Origin of the sequence: Ferrimicrobium acidiphilum DSM 19497 (genome assembly GCF_000949255.1) — a bacterium.
GTDB classification, from domain to species: domain Bacteria; phylum Actinomycetota; class Acidimicrobiia; order Acidimicrobiales; family Acidimicrobiaceae; genus Ferrimicrobium; species Ferrimicrobium acidiphilum.
This window is the reverse complement of sequence record NZ_JXUW01000010.1, coordinates 1-16,843: the sequence shown is the minus strand read 5'-3', so window position 1 is coordinate 16,843 and position 16,843 is coordinate 1. Positions and strand designations below refer to the sequence as shown.

Here is a 16,843-nt window from a genome sequence, read left to right as displayed (position 1 = left end):
TTCTGCCGATATAGCCTTTATGGATGAATCGTTGGTTCGGTACTTGGAGGTACTGCAGCGGCCTTTGGCCCTGGTGGAGGCGGAACGGGTACTCTGGGTCAACGGTGCATTGACAGATCTTTTGGCAACGGCACGCGAGGATCTGATCGGCAGAGATCTTCCGATCGCCGGGGGTCTCAAACTCGATAGACTCCGTCGCTCTTCTACTGAGGCAGCACTGCGACACGCCACCGGTTATCTGCTTGACGTGGTTATCACTACCACCTTGGTGTCAGCGGAGACGTGGATGCTAGAGTTCGCTATGGCTGACTACGAAGACCATAAAAGCGCCGATTACTTTCGAAAACTGCAGGCATTGGCTGACAATCTTCCCATCGGCATCTTGATATCCGAGAGCGGCCTGCGCCTTGGTTATGTCAACACATCCTTGGCTGCGATCTTCGGTACGATCCCCACAGATCTCCTTGGAATGAACTGGTTGGAGGTTTTTGCCGAAGAGGACCGCGGGTTTCTACGTGGATTAGCCTTGACAGCCTTGACTGGTGTTCCTGTTCGCACCACAGCAAAGATCACCGCACAGCGCTCCGGTGAGCGTACCCTCGATATCTCGCTGGTCCCCGTGACCTCTCGGGATATGAGTGTCTCCTTTATCGGTACCGTGCAGGACGTAACAGAGCAGGTCGCCAACGAGGCTCGTCTGACCTTCGAGGTCGACCATGATGCGCTCACGGGACTGGCAAACCGTAGACGTTTAGAGGGCGACATCACGGACCGGCTCGGAAAGTTGACTGCAGCGACTCTTGGTAGTTCGATGATCGGGTTTTGTGATATTGACAACTTCAAGTTGATAAATGACACGCTTGGACACCTCGCCGGCGATCGCGTTCTCATCGAAGTGGCAAATCGGCTCTCCTCCTCTGGATTCGCTGCCTATCGCTTCGCTGGAGATGAGTTTGTGGTTCTCATTGATGATGATGACAGGTCGGTGGAGGAACTTGAGGAGTTGCTGAGTAAGACAATTTTTGATGCTATCGCCGTCGGTACTGCACTCCTGAATGTGCATGCCTCTGTCGGAGTGGCCATGATCGAGGCCGGCGATACGGCGAGCGAAGTTATTCGCAAGGCGGACCGTGCGATGTACGACCGCAAACAGATGCGAGCCTGTTGATGCACCCGATCGAGGTCGAGTTTACTGGTGTCGCAGACGGCAGCTTGTTGGCTGACGTCATGGCAGCTGTAGGTGATGACTCCATCGGCTTTCCTGAGATAGCCGACATCGTAGCTAGGGATAGTGTTCTGGCGACCGAGGTGATGCGGATGGCCAACTCGAGATACTATGGGCTCGCGGGTGTAGTGCAATCCCTTCAGTTTGCGTGTGCGGTAGTTGGCGCACTCGGACTTAGAAGTATTACCCTATCCGAGCTTAGTCGACGAAGTGGGCGATATCCTAGTGAGCTTAATGCTATGAGCCAGGCGATCGCGGCCAAGGCCGGTGTTCTTGCCAAGGCTCAGGGTGTCGATCCACAGGTTGCGATCGCTGCCGGGCTTATGGTGAACCTAGGGAGGGTCTTGATCGCCCAGCAAGATCCGATTGGCTTTGCCGAGCTGTGTCATTGCGATCCGAACGAACGTGAACAGATTGAACTCGAGCGCTACGGGGAGACGGCTTCCGGAGTCACGCTGCGTGCGCTCCAACACTGGAGTTTTCCTAAGGATTTCATAGCCTCAGTTGGACAACAGGGAGATGACCCACTCGGGGGCATTTTGAAGCTTGTAGTGCAAGAGGTTCAAGAACAGATGGACGATGAGATGAGCTGTGCAGAGGGTGTGAGTTAGGCTACGATTAGGGCTATGGGGTTCTATCGCTTAGACTTCGCTGATAAGGCACTGCAGGCTTCTGCATCTCCTTTTGAACTCGAGGTTACGCCGGAAGGATTCAGTCGTTATCGGCATGCACCGGTCTCCATGGCTGCGACCATTGACTACTTTGATCAGTTCTCGACACGGGAGTACCTGGTGTTCGAGGAGCAGAGGATCACCTACGGCGAGGCTAAGGAGCGCATCCTTGCTATGGTAGATGCGTTCACGAGGTCGGGTCTAAAACCTGGAGATCGTGTCGCAATTGCCATGCGTAATTTTCCCGAGTGGGTATTCGGCTTCTTCGCGATAACGGCCTCTGGACTCATAGCAGTACCGTTGAACGCCTGGTGGTCTGCCGATGAGCTACTCTATGGTCTCCGGGATTCAGGAGCCAAGCTCGCGCTGGTAGATCAGGAACGCGCTGCGATGCTTTCGGGTGGAATCGATCTCCCACTATGGTCGCGTGGAAGCGAGGAGGCATCTGATGCGTCGGTTGTGATGCTGGACACCTGTATCCAAGCTGCAAGGTCGGAGAGTGCCCGCTTGGTGGAGGTCCGGGGTGATACGCCAGCGGCCATCTTTTATACCTCTGGTACCACCGGACGTCCCAAAGGCGTGATTTTGACTCACGAGAACATTCTGCAGGCACTTTACAATGCACTCTATCTTGGTGCCCGCACGATCTTGCGGGCTGGTGGAGATCTTGCTGCGGGTGTTGAGCAGGCGATCAATCTCGTGAGCATTCCTTTGTTTCATGTGACTGGATGTGTCGCAGTGTTATTGCCAGGTACAGCGACTGGTGCGAAGTTTATTTTGAGTCGACGATTTGATCCACTGGAGGCTCTTGAGCTGATTCAACGTGAGAGGGTTACCTCCTTTGGAGGTGTCCCGACGGTGGCGCAACAGATCTTGAGACATCCAGAACGTGATCGATTCGATCTGTCTTCGGTGAAGACGGTGAGCTATGGTGGTGCGCCATCAGCACCCGAGCTCGTCCGCATGATCGAACGGACGTCGACGGAGATACTTCCTGGGAATGGATATGGTCTAACGGAGACTGCAGGATTGGTAACCTTTAATAATGGCGTGAACTACCAGGAGCGACCCAGCTCAGCGGGACCCGCGGTTCCGGTTGCAACGATCAAGGTGGTGGATCCGTTCGGAGAGGAGGTGCCTGACGGTCAGCCGGGGGAGCTACTGGTGCGAGGATCGACTGTCTTCGCGGGCTACTGGGGTAAGGAGGCTGAGTCCAAGGCGGTGTTCGACGACGGCTGGTTCCGAACAGGTGATATTGCGGTCATAGACAGCGACGGCTATATGCATATCGTCGATCGGCTTAAAGATCTTATCATTCGTGGTGGCGAGAACGTCGCTACGGTGGAGGTGGAGGCCGCAATCTTCGAGTATCCCGGGGTGGAGGATGTGGCTGTGTTCGGGTATCCAGATGATGTTCTTGGAGAACGGGTGGCAGCGGCGATCGTTGTTCAGCCATCGGTGGTGATTGATCAGGAGGATTTGCGAGTATTTCTCAGGGATAGGCTTGCTGGTTTCAAGATCCCTGACATGATAGCGGTACGGACGGAACCACTTCCACGCAATGCAGCCGGTAAGTTGCTAAAGCGAAACCTACGTGACGAGTATTCGGTATAGCACCCGTGAATTTAGAGCTCTGCTGCGGTGCATCTCGCGCCATGACCATCCCAACCTCGTGAGCGCTTCGCTGGTGCATTGACCTAGGGTGATCGTTGAGATCTCATCCGAGTAGGCGTTGTTGGACATCGATGTGGTGACATCGGCTCCGTCCTCGGAGGTGGAGCCTCCGCAACCGCTCATCTGGTCTGTCGTGTCGAAGTCGCGTACCCTCTGCCGTCCTGCGATCGACATCCAGATCGTGCCGAGCGGTCAGTCGTCTTTGTAGCATTTTGTGCGAGCACCGGCTGCTACGAACTTGGCGCTTGGTGTTCTACAGCCGCATCCACTTGAGCTGAACCGTCGATCGCAACTGTTAGCAGTGGTTGTGATAGGGTATGTGAAATGAAGTCTGAGGATGCCAACACCAGCGTACCCCAGGAGGCACAGCACGTTCCGCCTCCGCTGATCGTTGCTGGTTTGACCTTAGCGGGGTTAGTCACGGATCGGATGCTTGGCAGGAGAGTTTCTCCACGGCCTATGTTTCGAGCGGTGAGCCGTGCGATAGGGATCACAGGAGGAGCATTTATCGCATCGGCCTTCTTTGCCATGATCCGCGCTGGAAATAGCCCAGATCCCAGAACTCCTGTCCGTCGACTGAACAAGGATGGCATCTATAGGATGAGTCGTAATCCTATCTATGTCGGAATGATATGCAGTCAAGTCGCCGTTGGAGTTGCTCGCCGGTCGATCGTGACTATCCTGCTTGCTCCAATCGGTATAGCGATCCTGCGCTCGAAGGTGATTGCCGTCGAAGAGTCCTACCTCGAGTCGGTATTCGGCGATGAGTATCGTGACTACTGTGCCCAAGTACCGCGTTGGTTCGGTTTTGGGAGACACTGAGCGCGACAGTCCGGGTCCAATCACCAGGCAAGTTCGTTAAGAGTGAGAGTTCCACAGCATCCAATTAAGTGGTGAGTACTCGATTAGCTAGGTTGGGTAATCACGATCGCTTCTGTGCCGAGAGCAACTTGGGATTCGAAACTGCGTAGCGGCGAGACCAGCGGTATGGCCGCAGAAATTTCACACCTGAACTGGATCGAACTCAAAGGGCATCAACGTCGGCTTTATCGCAATGGCTCGTGGGGTGAGGGGTCGATGGACTGATCCAAGGGGATTCGATGCCGTCTCACCAATTAGCCAAATAACGAGGTGTCGAATAGCTAAGCTACGTTTCTGCCATTCTGCGGAATACTGGAATGATTCACTCCGTCCAATACTCGCATCTGCTGTAGTCGATGTATTAGACATCTCACGTTGAGCCCGCTGTGCGAGATGCGCTCCTTCTGACGCGCGGGTTGATTTCTCTGGGAGTTGGTGTTGGGGTAGTCGTCTGTGCTGCTGTCCGAACTCGCCGAGCATAGCACTACGCTCACCACTGATGTCTACGCCTTGATTCGCTCAGCACTCTCTAGAATCACCTGGTCATTGTCCCGACGACAGAAGTTTTCGATAATCGCGCTTGCAGGTCGTTGGCGTTGACGCTGTCGCGCACGACCTCGTCGGTTTTGGAGGTAGTCGCGAATCTCACCCGTGGCACCGCCGGTTCACTTTTGCCGATACCGAACTGGGATTCGACCTGCCTGACGACTACCGCAACAGCTTCGCTATCGGCGGAGGTCACCCTTGGTCAGCGAGTTCCACCGGTGGTAGGCTACCCACCTCATCCTTCGTGAGGTTGAGCTGGACGCCATCGAGAAGGCCTGTCACGGATCCGATCGGAATGGCAACCCTTTTCTTGCCCCATAGGTGCCCTTCGTCTAGCAGTACATGGGTCACATGATGATCTCGAGGGTCGATTACCAGTCCCTGCACCTGTCCGATCGTGCCGTCGACGGCATGGACGTGCTCACCGCGACGGACCTCAACCTCACCGACTGGGACACGGTCGGAGGTGATCGGCTGAGGGCCATCACTCATGCCCATGCCCAACCCGTAGTAGGGATGGGACATCATCTGGTCCTGCCTATAGCCCCACTGTCCATTTGCCCCGGGCATGAACTGGGTCTCTTCAGCATCCTCGAGATGTTCGAATTGAGCAATGGTGCAGCGCAGGTGAATTTCGGATCCAGAGGAGGCTACGAGATCGATCGGGACGAGATGACCGGTCCTCTGACGGTACTTAGCCTCGACGACAAGATGGGTAAGCATCCGTGCGATGGGATCCACGACCACGCGCCGCAGCTCGCCGCAGGTGCCATCGCTACAGATGACCTCGCTTCCAATGTTGAACTCCGTGGTCTCGCTCATGATATACTCCTTGCCTTCCTTAGATCACACAAAGCTGCTATGTCTGTTGAATTCCGGCGGGGTAATCGTTCAACTCGCAAACACACCGCGATCAAAACACTGTTTTGCCTACCCTGGATGTAAGAGATTGATCGGTCGTGAACTTCTCAACCCATCGTCTCTTGGCAGATACCTCCTGTTCGACATCCTACTAGTTGTTGTCCATTCATATTGTGAGTGTGTTGTCAAAGAGGCCTTACACTGAACTGCCTCAGGTATCGGCACTCGTGTTGAAGGTGGCCATGGCGGTGTACAGCCGTCTTCGACCGAAAGCGGCTATTTGCATGTAAACAGTGCCCAGATACTGTTCTCGAGCTATCTGGCTGCGTGATAGCGCGAGTGAAGCGCGCCCCTGCATTCGAGCGCCGTGTAGAGTCGAACCGACCAGGAGTATCCAACGGTTGTATGGATACCCAAAGAGCGGCTAACCATAGCCATTGCATCGCAGCCTCGACACGCGAGGTGATCGAGCTAGCCCAGCAGGCGGAGAAGGGTATTGGCACCTAACAGTTGACCGACAGGCTGGGCCGTCGCAGCTAGCAGGGGATTGTGACTATGAATAGCGCTCTCGCCTCTGGCATAGCTCCTCGTGATCTTGAGATGTAGGACGAACTCATCGGCGCACTTTGTCACTCATTGCTTGCGCTCCTAGAAGAATTCGGCTTCGATCAACGATGGGCCTCTTGAGAGCCATGCAGAGGTGAGCGCGTCTATCAGTTCGCCGACCGTAGTTGCCCTGGCTACTGGAACGCCGAACCCGGTTGCCAGGCGGATGTGATCGATCGATGGAGGACTAAGCGAAAGAAGGCGCTTGGCACCCTCAGTCTCAGCCTCTGACCCGAGGCGGTGGAGTTCGAAGTTGAGAATTCCGTAGCTTCGATTGCTGAGGATTACGGTTGTGATGTTGAGGGTTTCGGAGGCGTGGGTCCAGAGAGCTTGTGGTGTATATAGTGAGGACCCGTCGGCGATCAAGGCGAGCACGCGCCGTTCTGGATCTGCTAGGGCTGCTCCAATCGCCATACCAAGCCCGTGACCGATCGCGCCACCGGTGAGTGCGGGAAGCCAAGTGTGTGCGGCTGCATTAGCGGTCGCCTCCTCGAGGTTTAGTCCAAGCGTGTTGCTCTCGTCGACCACGATGGTATCAGCTGGAAGTAGTTCAGCAACCACTGAGGCAAAGTTAGCAGGGTTGAGTGCGGCGTTATCGTCGTCTTTAGTTGCTGGTTCTATATGGGTTGAACCCAATAATGTGAGTTCCTCCGCGTTCGGCATCAAGGCGGCGATGGAACTAGTTGCGGCACTTGGATCAGAGGTGAGCGTTATGATCTCGCACTCCTCTGTTACCAGACGGTCAGGAAGGTGGGGATAACCAAAGAACGGGACTGGGTTAGCACCTCCGGCGATGACTACTCTGCGCGTGTTCTCCAAGGCGGCGATGGCCATCTCTGGCAGGTAGGGGAGACGCCGCACACGCGGTCTGCCATAGCCACGATCCATGCGAGCAGGAAAGGTGTTTGCCCAGACGGTGAGGTTCTGACACCGGGTTAGGCGTTCAAGAGTCTCTTGTCCCTCGGTTCGCAGGAGGTCGCCACCGACGATGACGGCAGTTCCATCGGGTTCGATGAGTGCTGCTGACGCACGCTCTAGCGTAGATTCTGGGGTGTTTAGAGGTGTTCTAGGGGGTCGCTGTAGCCGCGGGATGTCGTTAGTCTCGCTCCACGAGAGGTCGCTCGGCACGATTAGGGTGACAATCCCTGGCGTTGCATCTACGGCTATGTAGCCTGCGCGGGCCGCACTATGTCGAGGATGTTCGTGCTGGGTTACGTGGATCACCGCCTTAGAGAAGGTGTGGGCGAGGCTGTCGATGTCGGAGGCGAGAGGAGGGTCTTGATTGGCTACTCCCTGGCTATGGTCACCAACGACTACGACGATCGGGGAGTGAGCACGTTTCGCATTATGTAAGTAGGCGATAGCGTTGGCTAGCCCGGGTCCGAGGTGGAGGAGTAAGGCCGTGGGCTGGCCGCCAATTCGCGCCGCACCATCGGCAGCGCCGGCAGCGACCGCCTCCGTAAGTGTAAGCACCGGGCGAGGGATAGGAACCTTTCCAAGGGCGTCAACGAAGTAGATTTCGGTGGTTCCAGGGTTGGTAAAGATAAGCTCGATGCCTGCGTCGGAAAGACCTGTGAGGATGTGTTGGGCTCCGGTAGTCATAACAGCTTTCCAGGGTTGAGGACGTTGAGTGGATCGAAGATTGACTTGATTGAGTTCATGAGCGAGAGGCGCGCAGGGTCTTCATGTTCGAGCAGATAGCTGCGTTTGGCGAGTCCTATGCCATGCTCACCTGAGATTGTCCCGCCAAGCTCTTGGGCGAGTTCGATGATCGCATTAGCTGTCGCGTGGCACTCGATTGGATCGGATTGAAAGAGTGATAGATGGACGTTGCCATCACCGACATGGCCAGTTCCAACCAACACCGCGTTCCTCTCGCGAGCACAGGCAGCTGCACCTTTAAAAAGCTCAGTCAACTTCGAACGTGGCACCACGGTATCAAGGATCACGTTGGCACCTAGCTTTTTCACCGTCCAGAATGCTGATTCACGTGCACTGATCAGTCCTCGGCGTTGTGTCTCATCGAGTACATACTGTTCGGTAGAGTTGTGGCCTGTTAGTACCTCAACCAGAAGATTGGTCTGCCACTCGAGGTCATCGTAATTCATCGCTTCCAGCTCCACCATCAGGTACGCCGCCGTGGAAGATGAGACCTCAGCAGTGACGCCTAGGTTGATTCCGGCGTGTTCGGCCATGGCACGCAGCCCCGATGCCTCCATGTATTCGAGGATGCTTGGCAGCAAGCCTCTGCGGGATATGGAGTCAACGGCGACAGCGATGTCCTCAAACTTGCCAAAGCTAGCCAAGACGAGGGTACGATAGTGAGCTCGTGGGCTGAGGCGCAGGAGCACTCGGGTGACTAGTGCTAAGGTGCCCTCGGATCCCACGATTAGTTGGGTTAAATCGTAACCCGAGCTCGTCTTCACGTAGGCTCCCCCGGATCGACTTCGCACACCGGATCCAGTGATGAACTCGAGCCCCAGCACATTGTGCCTTGTTACTCCATACTTCATTGCGCGCATTCCGCCGGCATTAGTGGCGACATTGCCGCCCAGTGATGCCGACATCTCACCTGGGTAGACCGGGTAGAAGTAGGGAGTATCTGTTAATGCCTGTTCAAGTTGGTCAAGAGTGACTCCAGGTTCAACCATAGCAGTCTGATCGATGGTGTCAATGGCGAGGATCCGATTCATTTTTTCAAAGGAGCAGACAACTCCGTTATCTACCGGCCTTGCTCCTCCCGACAACCCTGTCCCTGATCCGCGGGGAACCAACGGGAGTAGGTTGGCGTTGGCGTATTTGATTAGCTCACCGACGTGATCTCTAGATGTCGGAAAGACTACCGCCATTGGCTCCACCGGATCGAGCTCAAGTGCTTCGTCGTGGGTATAGGCTTCGGGAATGGTTCCTACGAGGGTGTGGTCACCCCCAACGATCGAGCTCAGGTCTCGTTTAAGTGAGGGCCTCGTAGAGCTTGTCATACCTACTACCGTAGCACTTGATCATTGGCATTGCTGGACGGAGAACGGCGTCGTTATTCGGGTTGACACTCTGTAGCTGACTCCCCAAATCGACTCCGATGGTTTCGCTTGTCAACGTAGAGTGCTTCGTCGGCCAACACCATGGCTTCGTCGAGACTAGAGGAGTCGGTCCAAGGAACGAGGCCAAATGAGAATGTACACGGAGTGGCTGACTGCAGTCGCTGGAGCTGTTTGAGTAGGACCTCGCTCTCCGTTGCGACAGCGACTATAGCGAACTCGTCACCTCCTATGCGAGCGAGAATCGTCTTCGTAGGGAGGTGTTGCTTGAGGATCTTGGCAGTTTGTCGTAGAATCTCATCTCCTTCTATGTGTCCATGTTGGTCATTGATGGTTTTGAAGCCATCGAGATCTAGCAGGACGACGAAGGTGGACTGGATGCTACGCTGAACTCCTGTCGCTACGGCCATGCGAAAAAACCCATTTCGATTCAGTATCTGGGTAAGACCATCTGTCTCCGCTCGACGTCGGAGCGCAACTATGAAAATGTGGAGGGCTACGCTTGCGCACCAAGTTATCAGGAGGATACGAATTGTTGTGAACCAAGGGTCAGAAACCGACGAAAGAGCGGTGGCTGTGATAACGGCAACCGTCATAACCGTCGCAAGCGTAAAAAATGACCGCGCTGTCGCGAAGCATGCTGCATATACAGCTATCCAGGGCAGGGCGACCAGGTCGGTAGCGAGACCGATCTGAGTATGAGTCGCCGTTATCAGCACCGAGAGCTCAAACACCATAAAGAATAGGATCGAGACTTGGAACAAGGATCGCGACCCAAGTCTCCATCGCAAAATTGCGATTCCGAGGAGAGCGTTAGTGACGCCAATGCTGAAATTGAGTCCAACTGGTGCGTGTACACTCATTGGCGAGAGCGCAGCTAGGGAGCAGGCGATTGCACCGCCGACACTGAGCAGGCCGAGGAGCGTATCTTGATCGGCACGAATGAAGGGTCGGACAACTGATGTGACATGTCCCCTAGGCATGCTCAACTATCGGCGTGGTTCGTCTGGCCCTTGAGGAGCAGGACATGGTCGATGCGTTGCTATGGCTAGTGTGGCCGTTAACTCGGTAGTACGGTGACGAGTGTGCCGATATGGACCTGTGGATATACGACTGCGGCGGTGGATACCGGCAGCTCCACACAGCCCAAGCTTTGAGGGAAGCCGTAGCTAGCCCGAACGAAGCCATGGACGGCTTCTGAGCCGAGAAAATAATTGATCCAGTGCACTAGATCGTGATAGTGGGTTCCATTTGGGTTGGTGCCACTCATATAGTCTTGCTTGAAGCGTAGGTAGATTGGGAATGTGCCATTGGTGGTAGCTAGGCCAGCTATGCCGGTGTTGGTTGGGCTGGTCAGCACTACGCTGCCGTTAACCCATAGGTTTAGAGTCTCGGGGAGTGCTTTTTGCACCTGTATCCATGCATAAGGATGGGGATCAACCTTATGAGCGATGACGTCGTTGATCAGGGTTGGCCATAATAGCGGATTACTCAACGGATTGTTGTAGCCAAGCCCGTTGAAGTCCTCAAAGGCCATAACCGCACCATTGGTGATCACGTTGGAGTTGCCGGGACTCCACAGCGAGGTGAGCTGCGTCGGCATCGTCCATCGCCAGGCGAATGTCCCCTGCGGTGGTGTCTGCATCGCGGCTAATTGTGCGGATTCGGTGTTGGCAACAGAGGAGGTCGAGTTGAATGACACCGGCAGGTAGTTGAGCTGTGCCAGCAGTTGCTGCAGACGTAGCATTGGCATCGGAGCACCGCTCATGGCAATGGTGGTTCCCGTCACTCCCAGAGCGCCAGTTGGGCTTACAACCGCTATCGGAACGGGTGTTGTAAGGGTGAAGTTCTCTGACGGCCAAAAGTCCCCTGTGGTGGGCGTAAAGGTAAGGGTGTACTGTGTGGGTTCATGCCAACTGCCCTTGACTGGATTGGCTCCTTGAATAACCGGGTCGATGGTGGGGAGTTTGCCTCCGAAGAGTTTGGCAACTGGTTGAGAGAAAGTCATCGTGATGGTTGATTTAGGTGCAAGACTGGTGAGGTCTGGGCTGATTACAGCCTCAGGCGTAGAGCCGCTCTGCCGGAAGAAAACCATGTTCGATGCCGCCGGTAGCGTCTCCCAAGGGTCAGGGGCGGCAGCTACTTTGAGCGATCCAGCTGCAGTATTTGATGAGCCAGGTATGTCGACATGAGTGCTGGCTTTGCCCAGTTTAAGGTACCTAGTTGTAGAGCGGTACGAGTATGAGACGACGCTCACTGGATTAGAGAAATCAGATTGTACTGATTGTCCAGATGATGCTATCGCAACCGGGTCGAGCAGCTTTGCCCGCGGTGTTGCACTCTGTAGTGTGAGTGTCTGAGTCTTGCCGGCCAACCAGGCAATCCATGTGGGCCGCTGCAAAGTTACAGTGACCTTTGTGGTCACTCCGGTCGGGAGATTCTTGGTCGGGAGGAGCTGTCCGTTTTTGAGTTCGACCTGTATAGGTTTGTTGTTGGCATCTCCGGCAACACTGAGAATAACCTCGTGCACTCCTGACGTAGTCAGCTTGCCTAGCGAAGCATAAGACGCAGAGAGTGACGCTTTTGGCCAGTTCATAGCTATTACAACACCAGCGGCTATGAGCAAACCGCCCACGACGCCGCCAGTGACGGCTACCGCTTTGCGTCCATGGTGAGTGCCCTTCGGCCTCGTATGCCTGGCGCTCGCCAATCGGCACCTCCCACTGTGGTTTTGAGCTATGCTGGCCTAACTCTGGCTGTCGCTAGAGTAACCTCGCCTTTATAGCGAGTGTGAGTAGAGTATAGTTCGCTTGCACGCGAATGGTTGTCGATTCTTGTCGGAGCGAGATTGGCGTTCTCTCAGGTAGGGTTCGGGGGCCAACTTAGTTTGCATGAGCTGATGAGGCAGCAAGGTTATGGATACAAAATTCCTAATAGAGAGTTTCGTTACCCTGATAGTGATCATTGATCCAATCGGGAATGTGCCGACGTTTTTGGTGGTCACGCAGGGAAAGGGGGTCAAGGCACGACAGCGCCTTGCCTTGGATGCAGTCTTGGTCGCTACCGTCGTCTTGGGAATATTCGCTGGATTCGGTCGAGAGATCCTCGGGTACCTGGGACTGTCTTTGCCTGCCTTGCAGGTCTCTGGAGGGCTTCTGTTGCTTATCGTTGCTCTTCAGCTCTTGACCGGCAAGCAGGCGGAGTTGACCACGCAACCAAAGGTGAATGTCGCACTTGTTCCACTCGCCACTCCTTTGATCGCAGGGCCTGGCGCAATCGCAACAGTTCTGGTGTTTGCTGGGGAGGTACATACCGTAGCCAACGCTATTGGTCTTGCATTGGTGATCCTCATAGTGATGCTGGTTCTGCTTGTGGTACTCAGGTCTTCGGTTCATCTCAGCAGGTTGTTACGCGATGGGGGCATCGAGCTTTTATCTCGAGTTTTTGGTCTGCTGTTGGCTGCCATAGCTGTCCAGTTGGCAGCTTCGGGTGTTCTGGCCTTCGCACATGGGCGTTGAACTAAGACAACTGCCCTCAAGCAACCGACTCCAGCCTCTATTGCAAGCTACCAAGCGAGCTGCCTGGACGTTACTTTGGCCACGTGTACTAGCGTCAACCTAGATAGAGTGAACATACGTTTTAGGAGATAGAGAAGAGTGCGCGAGGAGATGGCAGCTTTATGGTTCAGTTAGGCGACTTAGTTCCTGATTTCGAGGCGGACACGACGCAGGGAAAACTTCAGTTCCACGCATGGTTGGCTGACTCGTGGGGCATTCTGTTCTCGCACCCAAAAGACTTCACTCCTGTGTGCACGACCGAGCTTGGGGAGGTTGCAAGGCTGCTACCGGAGTTCGAACGACGTTCGACCAAGGTTATTGGACTTTCTGTCGATGATGTGGGTAGCCACTTGAGGTGGGAGTCAGACATCGCGGAGATTCGCGGGTATTCGGTGAACTTTCCTATGATTGGTGATGCCGACCGGAGGGTGGCAAACCTATACGGCATGATTCACTCCAATGCTTCAGACACGCTGACTGTCCGTTCAGTGTTTGTAATAGACCCAGCGAAACGATTACGGCTTGAGATGACCTATCCAGCGTCAGTTGGTCGCAATTTTGTGGAGATTCTTCGAGTATTGGATGCGCTACAGTTGACGGATGAGTTTCCGGTTGCAACTCCGGTCAATTGGCAGCAAGGCGAAGAGGTGATCGTCGTTAACTCTGTGAGTGATGATGAGGCGAGCCGACGCTTCGATGGGTTCCGTGAAACGAAGCCATACTTGCGTTTTGTCAAAGATCCCAAGACCTAGGTCCTCCAGATCCGTTATCACGACAGCGCAGTCGGTCGTCGGATTCCATGCTGCCAAGGTTCGCAGCGTTCGCCAAAGTCAGGATGGATTTGGCCAAAGAGGATCCATGTTCGGCCTCGTGCGGCGCCGTCTTCGACGATTCAGCCACGAGAGTGTCGATGCGAGGATCATGACCACGGCGATGATAGCAATGCTACGTGCCAGTGGGCGAGTGTTGCCTATTGCAAACGGCGAAGGTGGGCCAGCAAGGATCAGGGTGTAGGAGTCCGCGTACTTGAGTGCTTGTGCGGGTGCGAGTTGGGTGGTAAAGGCGGTCCCATAGCGAGTATTGCTCGTGGATGTCTCAAGAATAACATCACGATGGCCCCAACACCCAGCTGCCTTTGAGGATTGACAGTCGAGGTTTGATCCCCCACCTGCGTTGGTGTAATGGTAACCATCTTCATACATCCACATGAAGACCACCACGATTGCGTTAGGAAAGTTCCCCGCCCAGTCGGAACCCCCATCCATCGACTGTGGGATGCTTGGATCCCGTGCCTCTACGGCAGCCTGGTGAGCAAGTTCCTCGAGTTGCGAAGTGGGTTTGGTAACAGTTGGGAGGTTCCGGATGGCCCTCTCATTGTTGATGAGGTAGTGAAGCTGGTTTGCTTGGCTCTGACGGTTAAAGCCCTTGGGGAGGGTCAGTGTTGGCAAGTTTTCCGCTTTGTGGGCAAGGTTTAGGTCGTAGAGCGCAGCAGTCATGCATGTCGGGGAGGTATCAGGAAGCGTTGCGGAAGTGCAAGCGTTCTCCCAGTTTGGATCACCAGCTGGGATCGTCAAATCGTGGAGATGAGGTGAGGTAACCGCCTTTGGTGGCGTGATTAGATAGAGCGATGAGCCCGCAATGAGCAGGAGTACAATCGCGACAATCACTACTCTTCTCATATCCTTGTCCAATGTGTTATGCGGATGCGATGGGATCGATCCTCAGGTTGCACCGTGACTGGCGACGACGGCATGAGACTTAGCCTAGTGAACTGAGGATCGCAATGAACAATGTCGGCTAACTAGAATTGGTAGGCGCAAGCTTGGCAACTGAGCGTCGAATATGTCGCCTCACTCAGAGGTCGCCTCCGGTATTTGTGGGCTGACGAGTGTCGGCGTGCATCATCGCTAAGCGCCGAATGTCACTGCAGCTAACGCGGGCAACGTTGGGTGTGTGTGAGCTGTGGCATGTGTCAATCCTCGAACTCATCACACGGCCCTAACTTAGCCTAGAACCACCGACGCACCCGGAGAATTGGTCCCCCAAAACTGAAGAAAGTGCCCCCTGAGCTGGTAGAATGGAAGTTAGAAAGCAGCCAAAACGACCAACCAAGGAGAACACTTTCTGTGACACAATCTTACCACACGCCAGAGGCTATCGAGGTTGCCTTTGACGACGAGAATCTGGTCGCCAATGCGGGACTCCTTCTAGTCTCCACGCTTGCTTCCAAGCTTGGCTTGGCCGATGTAATCGCCGACAAGGTAGATCTCACTGGTCGAGTCGGTGGAGCCAATCCAGCGAGTAAGTCATTGACCCTCATTCATGCGATGGTGGCAGGAGCCTCTCACATCGACCATATAGATATGTTGAGAGCCGGGGCATCTTCGAAGCTGCTTCCGTTTCGGGTAGTAGCTCCCTCTACCCTTGGTACCTACTTGCGCTCCTTTACCTCATGTCACGTTCGTCAGTTAGACGAGGTGATCGAGGAAGAGCTCACCCGTGCTTGGACAATGGGCCTGGCCCCGGGAGACGATCCCCTGGTGATTGACATCGACTCCACTATCTGTGAGGTATATGGGTATCACAAGCAGGGAGCAGCCTATGGCTATACCAAGAAGCTTGGCTATCACCCACTCTTGGCGGTTCGCTCTGATACTGGTGAGGTACTTCATTGTCGAATGCGAAAGGGTTCAGCCAATACACAACGGGGAACCAAACGCTTTGTTCAAGAACTCATCGCTAGGTGTCGACGCATCGGTGCAACAGGCAAGATCACCATCCGCTTTGACCCTGGGTATCAATCAGAGGCGACCTTGAAAGAGTTAGAACGTCTAGGCATCTCTTACACCATGGCGGTTCGTGCCAACGCCAAGGGGATAAAGTCGCTGGTAGAGGAGATCAGTAAGGACTCCTGGGTAGCTATTGACTACACCGAGAACGGTGAGGCCCAAGTAGCCGAGACCACCTATAAGGGCAGACGACTCATTATCCGTCGTACCCGCCTCATTGGTGACCAGGCAGAGCTCTTTCCTAACTGGAGATACTTCGGGTTTGTGACCGACTTGGAAGGTCCAGCCATTGAGGTGGATCAGTTCCATCGGAACCGAGCACGGATTGAACTCTCCATCAAAGATCTCAAAGAGGGGGCAGGACTAGAACATATCCCCTCTGGTAAGTTTCATGCCAATGGAGCATGGCTAGCCCATGCGGTCCTTGCCCATAACCTCACCCGTCAGGTGAGCTACCTTGGTACCATTACCCCTCGAGAATCCATGGTCATAGCTCGTAGCTTTCGTAACCACTTCATCTCGCTTGTCGGACGACTCGTCAACCGATCGGGAAAGATGATACTGCGTACTCCGGCTCGTTGGCCATGGGCCAAGGCCTTCATAAGAGCACTCATCACCCTTAGGGCACTCGAACCGGTTCCCATCTAGGGAACTACCTCCGACTCGAAAGCGCGGTCGGGCAACACTCTCCATGCGCCCCACAAATGAAACACCAAATCAGATCCTTAACCCACCACGCCTAACTCTGGGTCAGAACCGATCCAGAACCCCGGGTTAAATCAACGGAACGAAATCACAGCCCAAGGGCCACCGCCACGCCCCGACACCGGGGTGCGTCGGTGGATTCAGGTTTAGTAGAGAATCATGATTTCCGGTTTTCATGATTTCATGGCCGGGCTGCTTGTGTTCTTTGCCAGAGCTGCAATGCGCTAACTGTGCCGAGTGTTTTGGATCGTGTGAGGGCTGGCGACGAGCTGGGGGGGGTGAGCCTCGCGAGAAATTGCGTGATGAACTG

13 protein-coding genes are annotated in these 16,843 nt (G+C 54.7%); 7 read left to right on the top strand and 6 right to left on the bottom strand.

Translation table 11 applies throughout. The features are described from left to right. Positions 1 to 31: 31 nt before the first annotated feature. The 4 genes from FEAC_RS06405 to FEAC_RS06390 all read left to right on the top strand — a co-directional run bounded on the left by FEAC_RS06405 (position 32) and on the right by FEAC_RS06390 (position 4,392). Complete coding sequence (locus tag FEAC_RS06405; protein ID WP_035390654.1) at positions 32 to 1,168, top strand: sensor domain-containing diguanylate cyclase; 1,137 nt, start codon at positions 32 to 34, stop codon at positions 1,166 to 1,168. Continuing rightward, positions 1,168 to 1,836 (top strand): HDOD domain-containing protein, encoded by a 669-nt coding sequence (locus FEAC_RS06400; RefSeq protein WP_035390655.1) that lies wholly within the window; start codon positions 1,168 to 1,170, stop codon positions 1,834 to 1,836. The genes FEAC_RS06405 and FEAC_RS06400 overlap by 1 nt, the downstream gene beginning before the upstream one ends. Before the next feature lie 15 nt (positions 1,837 to 1,851). Further along, positions 1,852 to 3,510 carry a class I adenylate-forming enzyme family protein gene (locus tag FEAC_RS06395; protein ID WP_052565856.1) on the top strand — a complete coding sequence of 553 codons (1,659 nt, stop codon included), beginning with the start codon at positions 1,852 to 1,854 and terminating at the stop codon, positions 3,508 to 3,510. A 384-nt stretch (positions 3,511 to 3,894) separates the two neighbouring features. Beyond that, on the top strand, positions 3,895 to 4,392 hold the full coding sequence (locus FEAC_RS06390; protein WP_035390656.1) for a methyltransferase family protein: 498 nt from the start codon (positions 3,895 to 3,897) through the stop codon (positions 4,390 to 4,392). 777 nt (positions 4,393 to 5,169) lie between these two features. Here FEAC_RS06390 and FEAC_RS06375 read toward each other — a convergent pair. From FEAC_RS06375 to FEAC_RS06355, 5 genes are all read right to left on the bottom strand, one after another. Continuing rightward, a complete protein-coding gene (locus FEAC_RS06375) occupies positions 5,170 to 5,799 on the bottom strand; it encodes a hypothetical protein (protein WP_052565854.1) in 630 nt (209 codons plus the stop codon). A gap of 687 nt (positions 5,800 to 6,486) precedes the next feature. Beyond that, positions 6,487 to 8,046: an acetolactate synthase large subunit gene (locus tag FEAC_RS06370; RefSeq protein ID WP_035390661.1), complete on the bottom strand. Its 1,560-nt coding sequence runs from the start codon at positions 8,044 to 8,046 to the stop codon at positions 6,487 to 6,489. Then, the gene (locus FEAC_RS06365) at positions 8,043 to 9,425 is read right to left on the bottom strand and encodes an FAD-binding oxidoreductase (protein ID WP_035390663.1); all 1,383 of its coding nucleotides are present in this window, start codon (positions 9,423 to 9,425) and stop codon (positions 8,043 to 8,045) included. The genes FEAC_RS06370 and FEAC_RS06365 overlap by 4 nt, the downstream gene beginning before the upstream one ends. Before the next feature lie 53 nt (positions 9,426 to 9,478). Further along, a complete protein-coding gene (locus tag FEAC_RS06360) occupies positions 9,479 to 10,465 on the bottom strand; it encodes a GGDEF domain-containing protein (RefSeq protein ID WP_052565853.1) in 987 nt (328 codons plus the stop codon). A gap of 77 nt (positions 10,466 to 10,542) precedes the next feature. Further along, positions 10,543 to 12,192 carry a L,D-transpeptidase gene (locus FEAC_RS06355; protein ID WP_052565851.1) on the bottom strand — a complete coding sequence of 550 codons (1,650 nt, stop codon included), beginning with the start codon at positions 12,190 to 12,192 and terminating at the stop codon, positions 10,543 to 10,545. Between the two features lie 205 nt (positions 12,193 to 12,397). Between FEAC_RS06355 and FEAC_RS06350 the strand changes: the two genes are divergently transcribed. Both FEAC_RS06350 and FEAC_RS06345 read left to right on the top strand, forming a co-directional pair. After that, positions 12,398 to 13,000: a MarC family protein gene (locus FEAC_RS06350; RefSeq protein WP_035390665.1), complete on the top strand. Its 603-nt coding sequence runs from the start codon at positions 12,398 to 12,400 to the stop codon at positions 12,998 to 13,000. Positions 13,001 to 13,161: 161 nt separating this feature from the next. After that, on the top strand, positions 13,162 to 13,791 hold the full coding sequence (locus tag FEAC_RS06345) for a peroxiredoxin (RefSeq protein WP_035390666.1): 630 nt from the start codon (positions 13,162 to 13,164) through the stop codon (positions 13,789 to 13,791). 78 nt (positions 13,792 to 13,869) lie between these two features. Here FEAC_RS06345 and FEAC_RS06340 read toward each other — a convergent pair whose 3' ends face one another. Next, the gene (locus tag FEAC_RS06340) at positions 13,870 to 14,718 is read right to left on the bottom strand and encodes a hypothetical protein (protein ID WP_156099299.1); all 849 of its coding nucleotides are present in this window, start codon (positions 14,716 to 14,718) and stop codon (positions 13,870 to 13,872) included. Positions 14,719 to 15,165: 447 nt separating this feature from the next. On the opposite strand from FEAC_RS06340, the gene FEAC_RS06335 reads away from it, so the two are divergent. After that, entirely contained in the window at positions 15,166 to 16,476 is a 1,311-nt protein-coding gene (locus tag FEAC_RS06335) for an IS1380 family transposase (RefSeq protein ID WP_052565850.1), read from the top strand. Positions 16,477 to 16,843: the final 367 nt, after the last annotated feature.

Excerpts from the sequence above, each read along its gene's own strand:
- FEAC_RS06400 (WP_035390655.1), top strand. The coding sequence starts at position 1,168 with ATGCACCCGATCGAGGTCGAGTTTACTGGTGTCGCAGACGGCAGCTTG.
- FEAC_RS06395 (WP_052565856.1), top strand. The coding sequence starts at position 1,852 with ATGGGGTTCTATCGCTTAGACTTCGCTGATAAGGCACTGCAGGCTTCT.
- FEAC_RS06390 (WP_035390656.1), top strand. The coding sequence starts at position 3,895 with ATGAAGTCTGAGGATGCCAACACCAGCGTACCCCAGGAGGCACAGCAC.
- FEAC_RS06375 (WP_052565854.1), bottom strand. The coding sequence starts at position 5,799 with ATGAGCGAGACCACGGAGTTCAACATTGGAAGCGAGGTCATCTGTAGC.
- FEAC_RS06370 (WP_035390661.1), bottom strand. The coding sequence starts at position 8,046 with ATGACTACCGGAGCCCAACACATCCTCACAGGTCTTTCCGACGCAGGC.
- FEAC_RS06365 (WP_035390663.1), bottom strand. The coding sequence starts at position 9,425 with ATGACAAGCTCTACGAGGCCCTCACTTAAACGAGACCTGAGCTCGATC.
- FEAC_RS06360 (WP_052565853.1), bottom strand. The coding sequence starts at position 10,465 with ATGCCTAGGGGACATGTCACATCAGTTGTCCGACCCTTCATTCGTGCC.
- FEAC_RS06350 (WP_035390665.1), top strand. The coding sequence starts at position 12,398 with ATGGATACAAAATTCCTAATAGAGAGTTTCGTTACCCTGATAGTGATC.
- FEAC_RS06345 (WP_035390666.1), top strand. The coding sequence starts at position 13,162 with ATGGTTCAGTTAGGCGACTTAGTTCCTGATTTCGAGGCGGACACGACG.
- FEAC_RS06340 (WP_156099299.1), bottom strand. The coding sequence starts at position 14,718 with ATGAGAAGAGTAGTGATTGTCGCGATTGTACTCCTGCTCATTGCGGGC.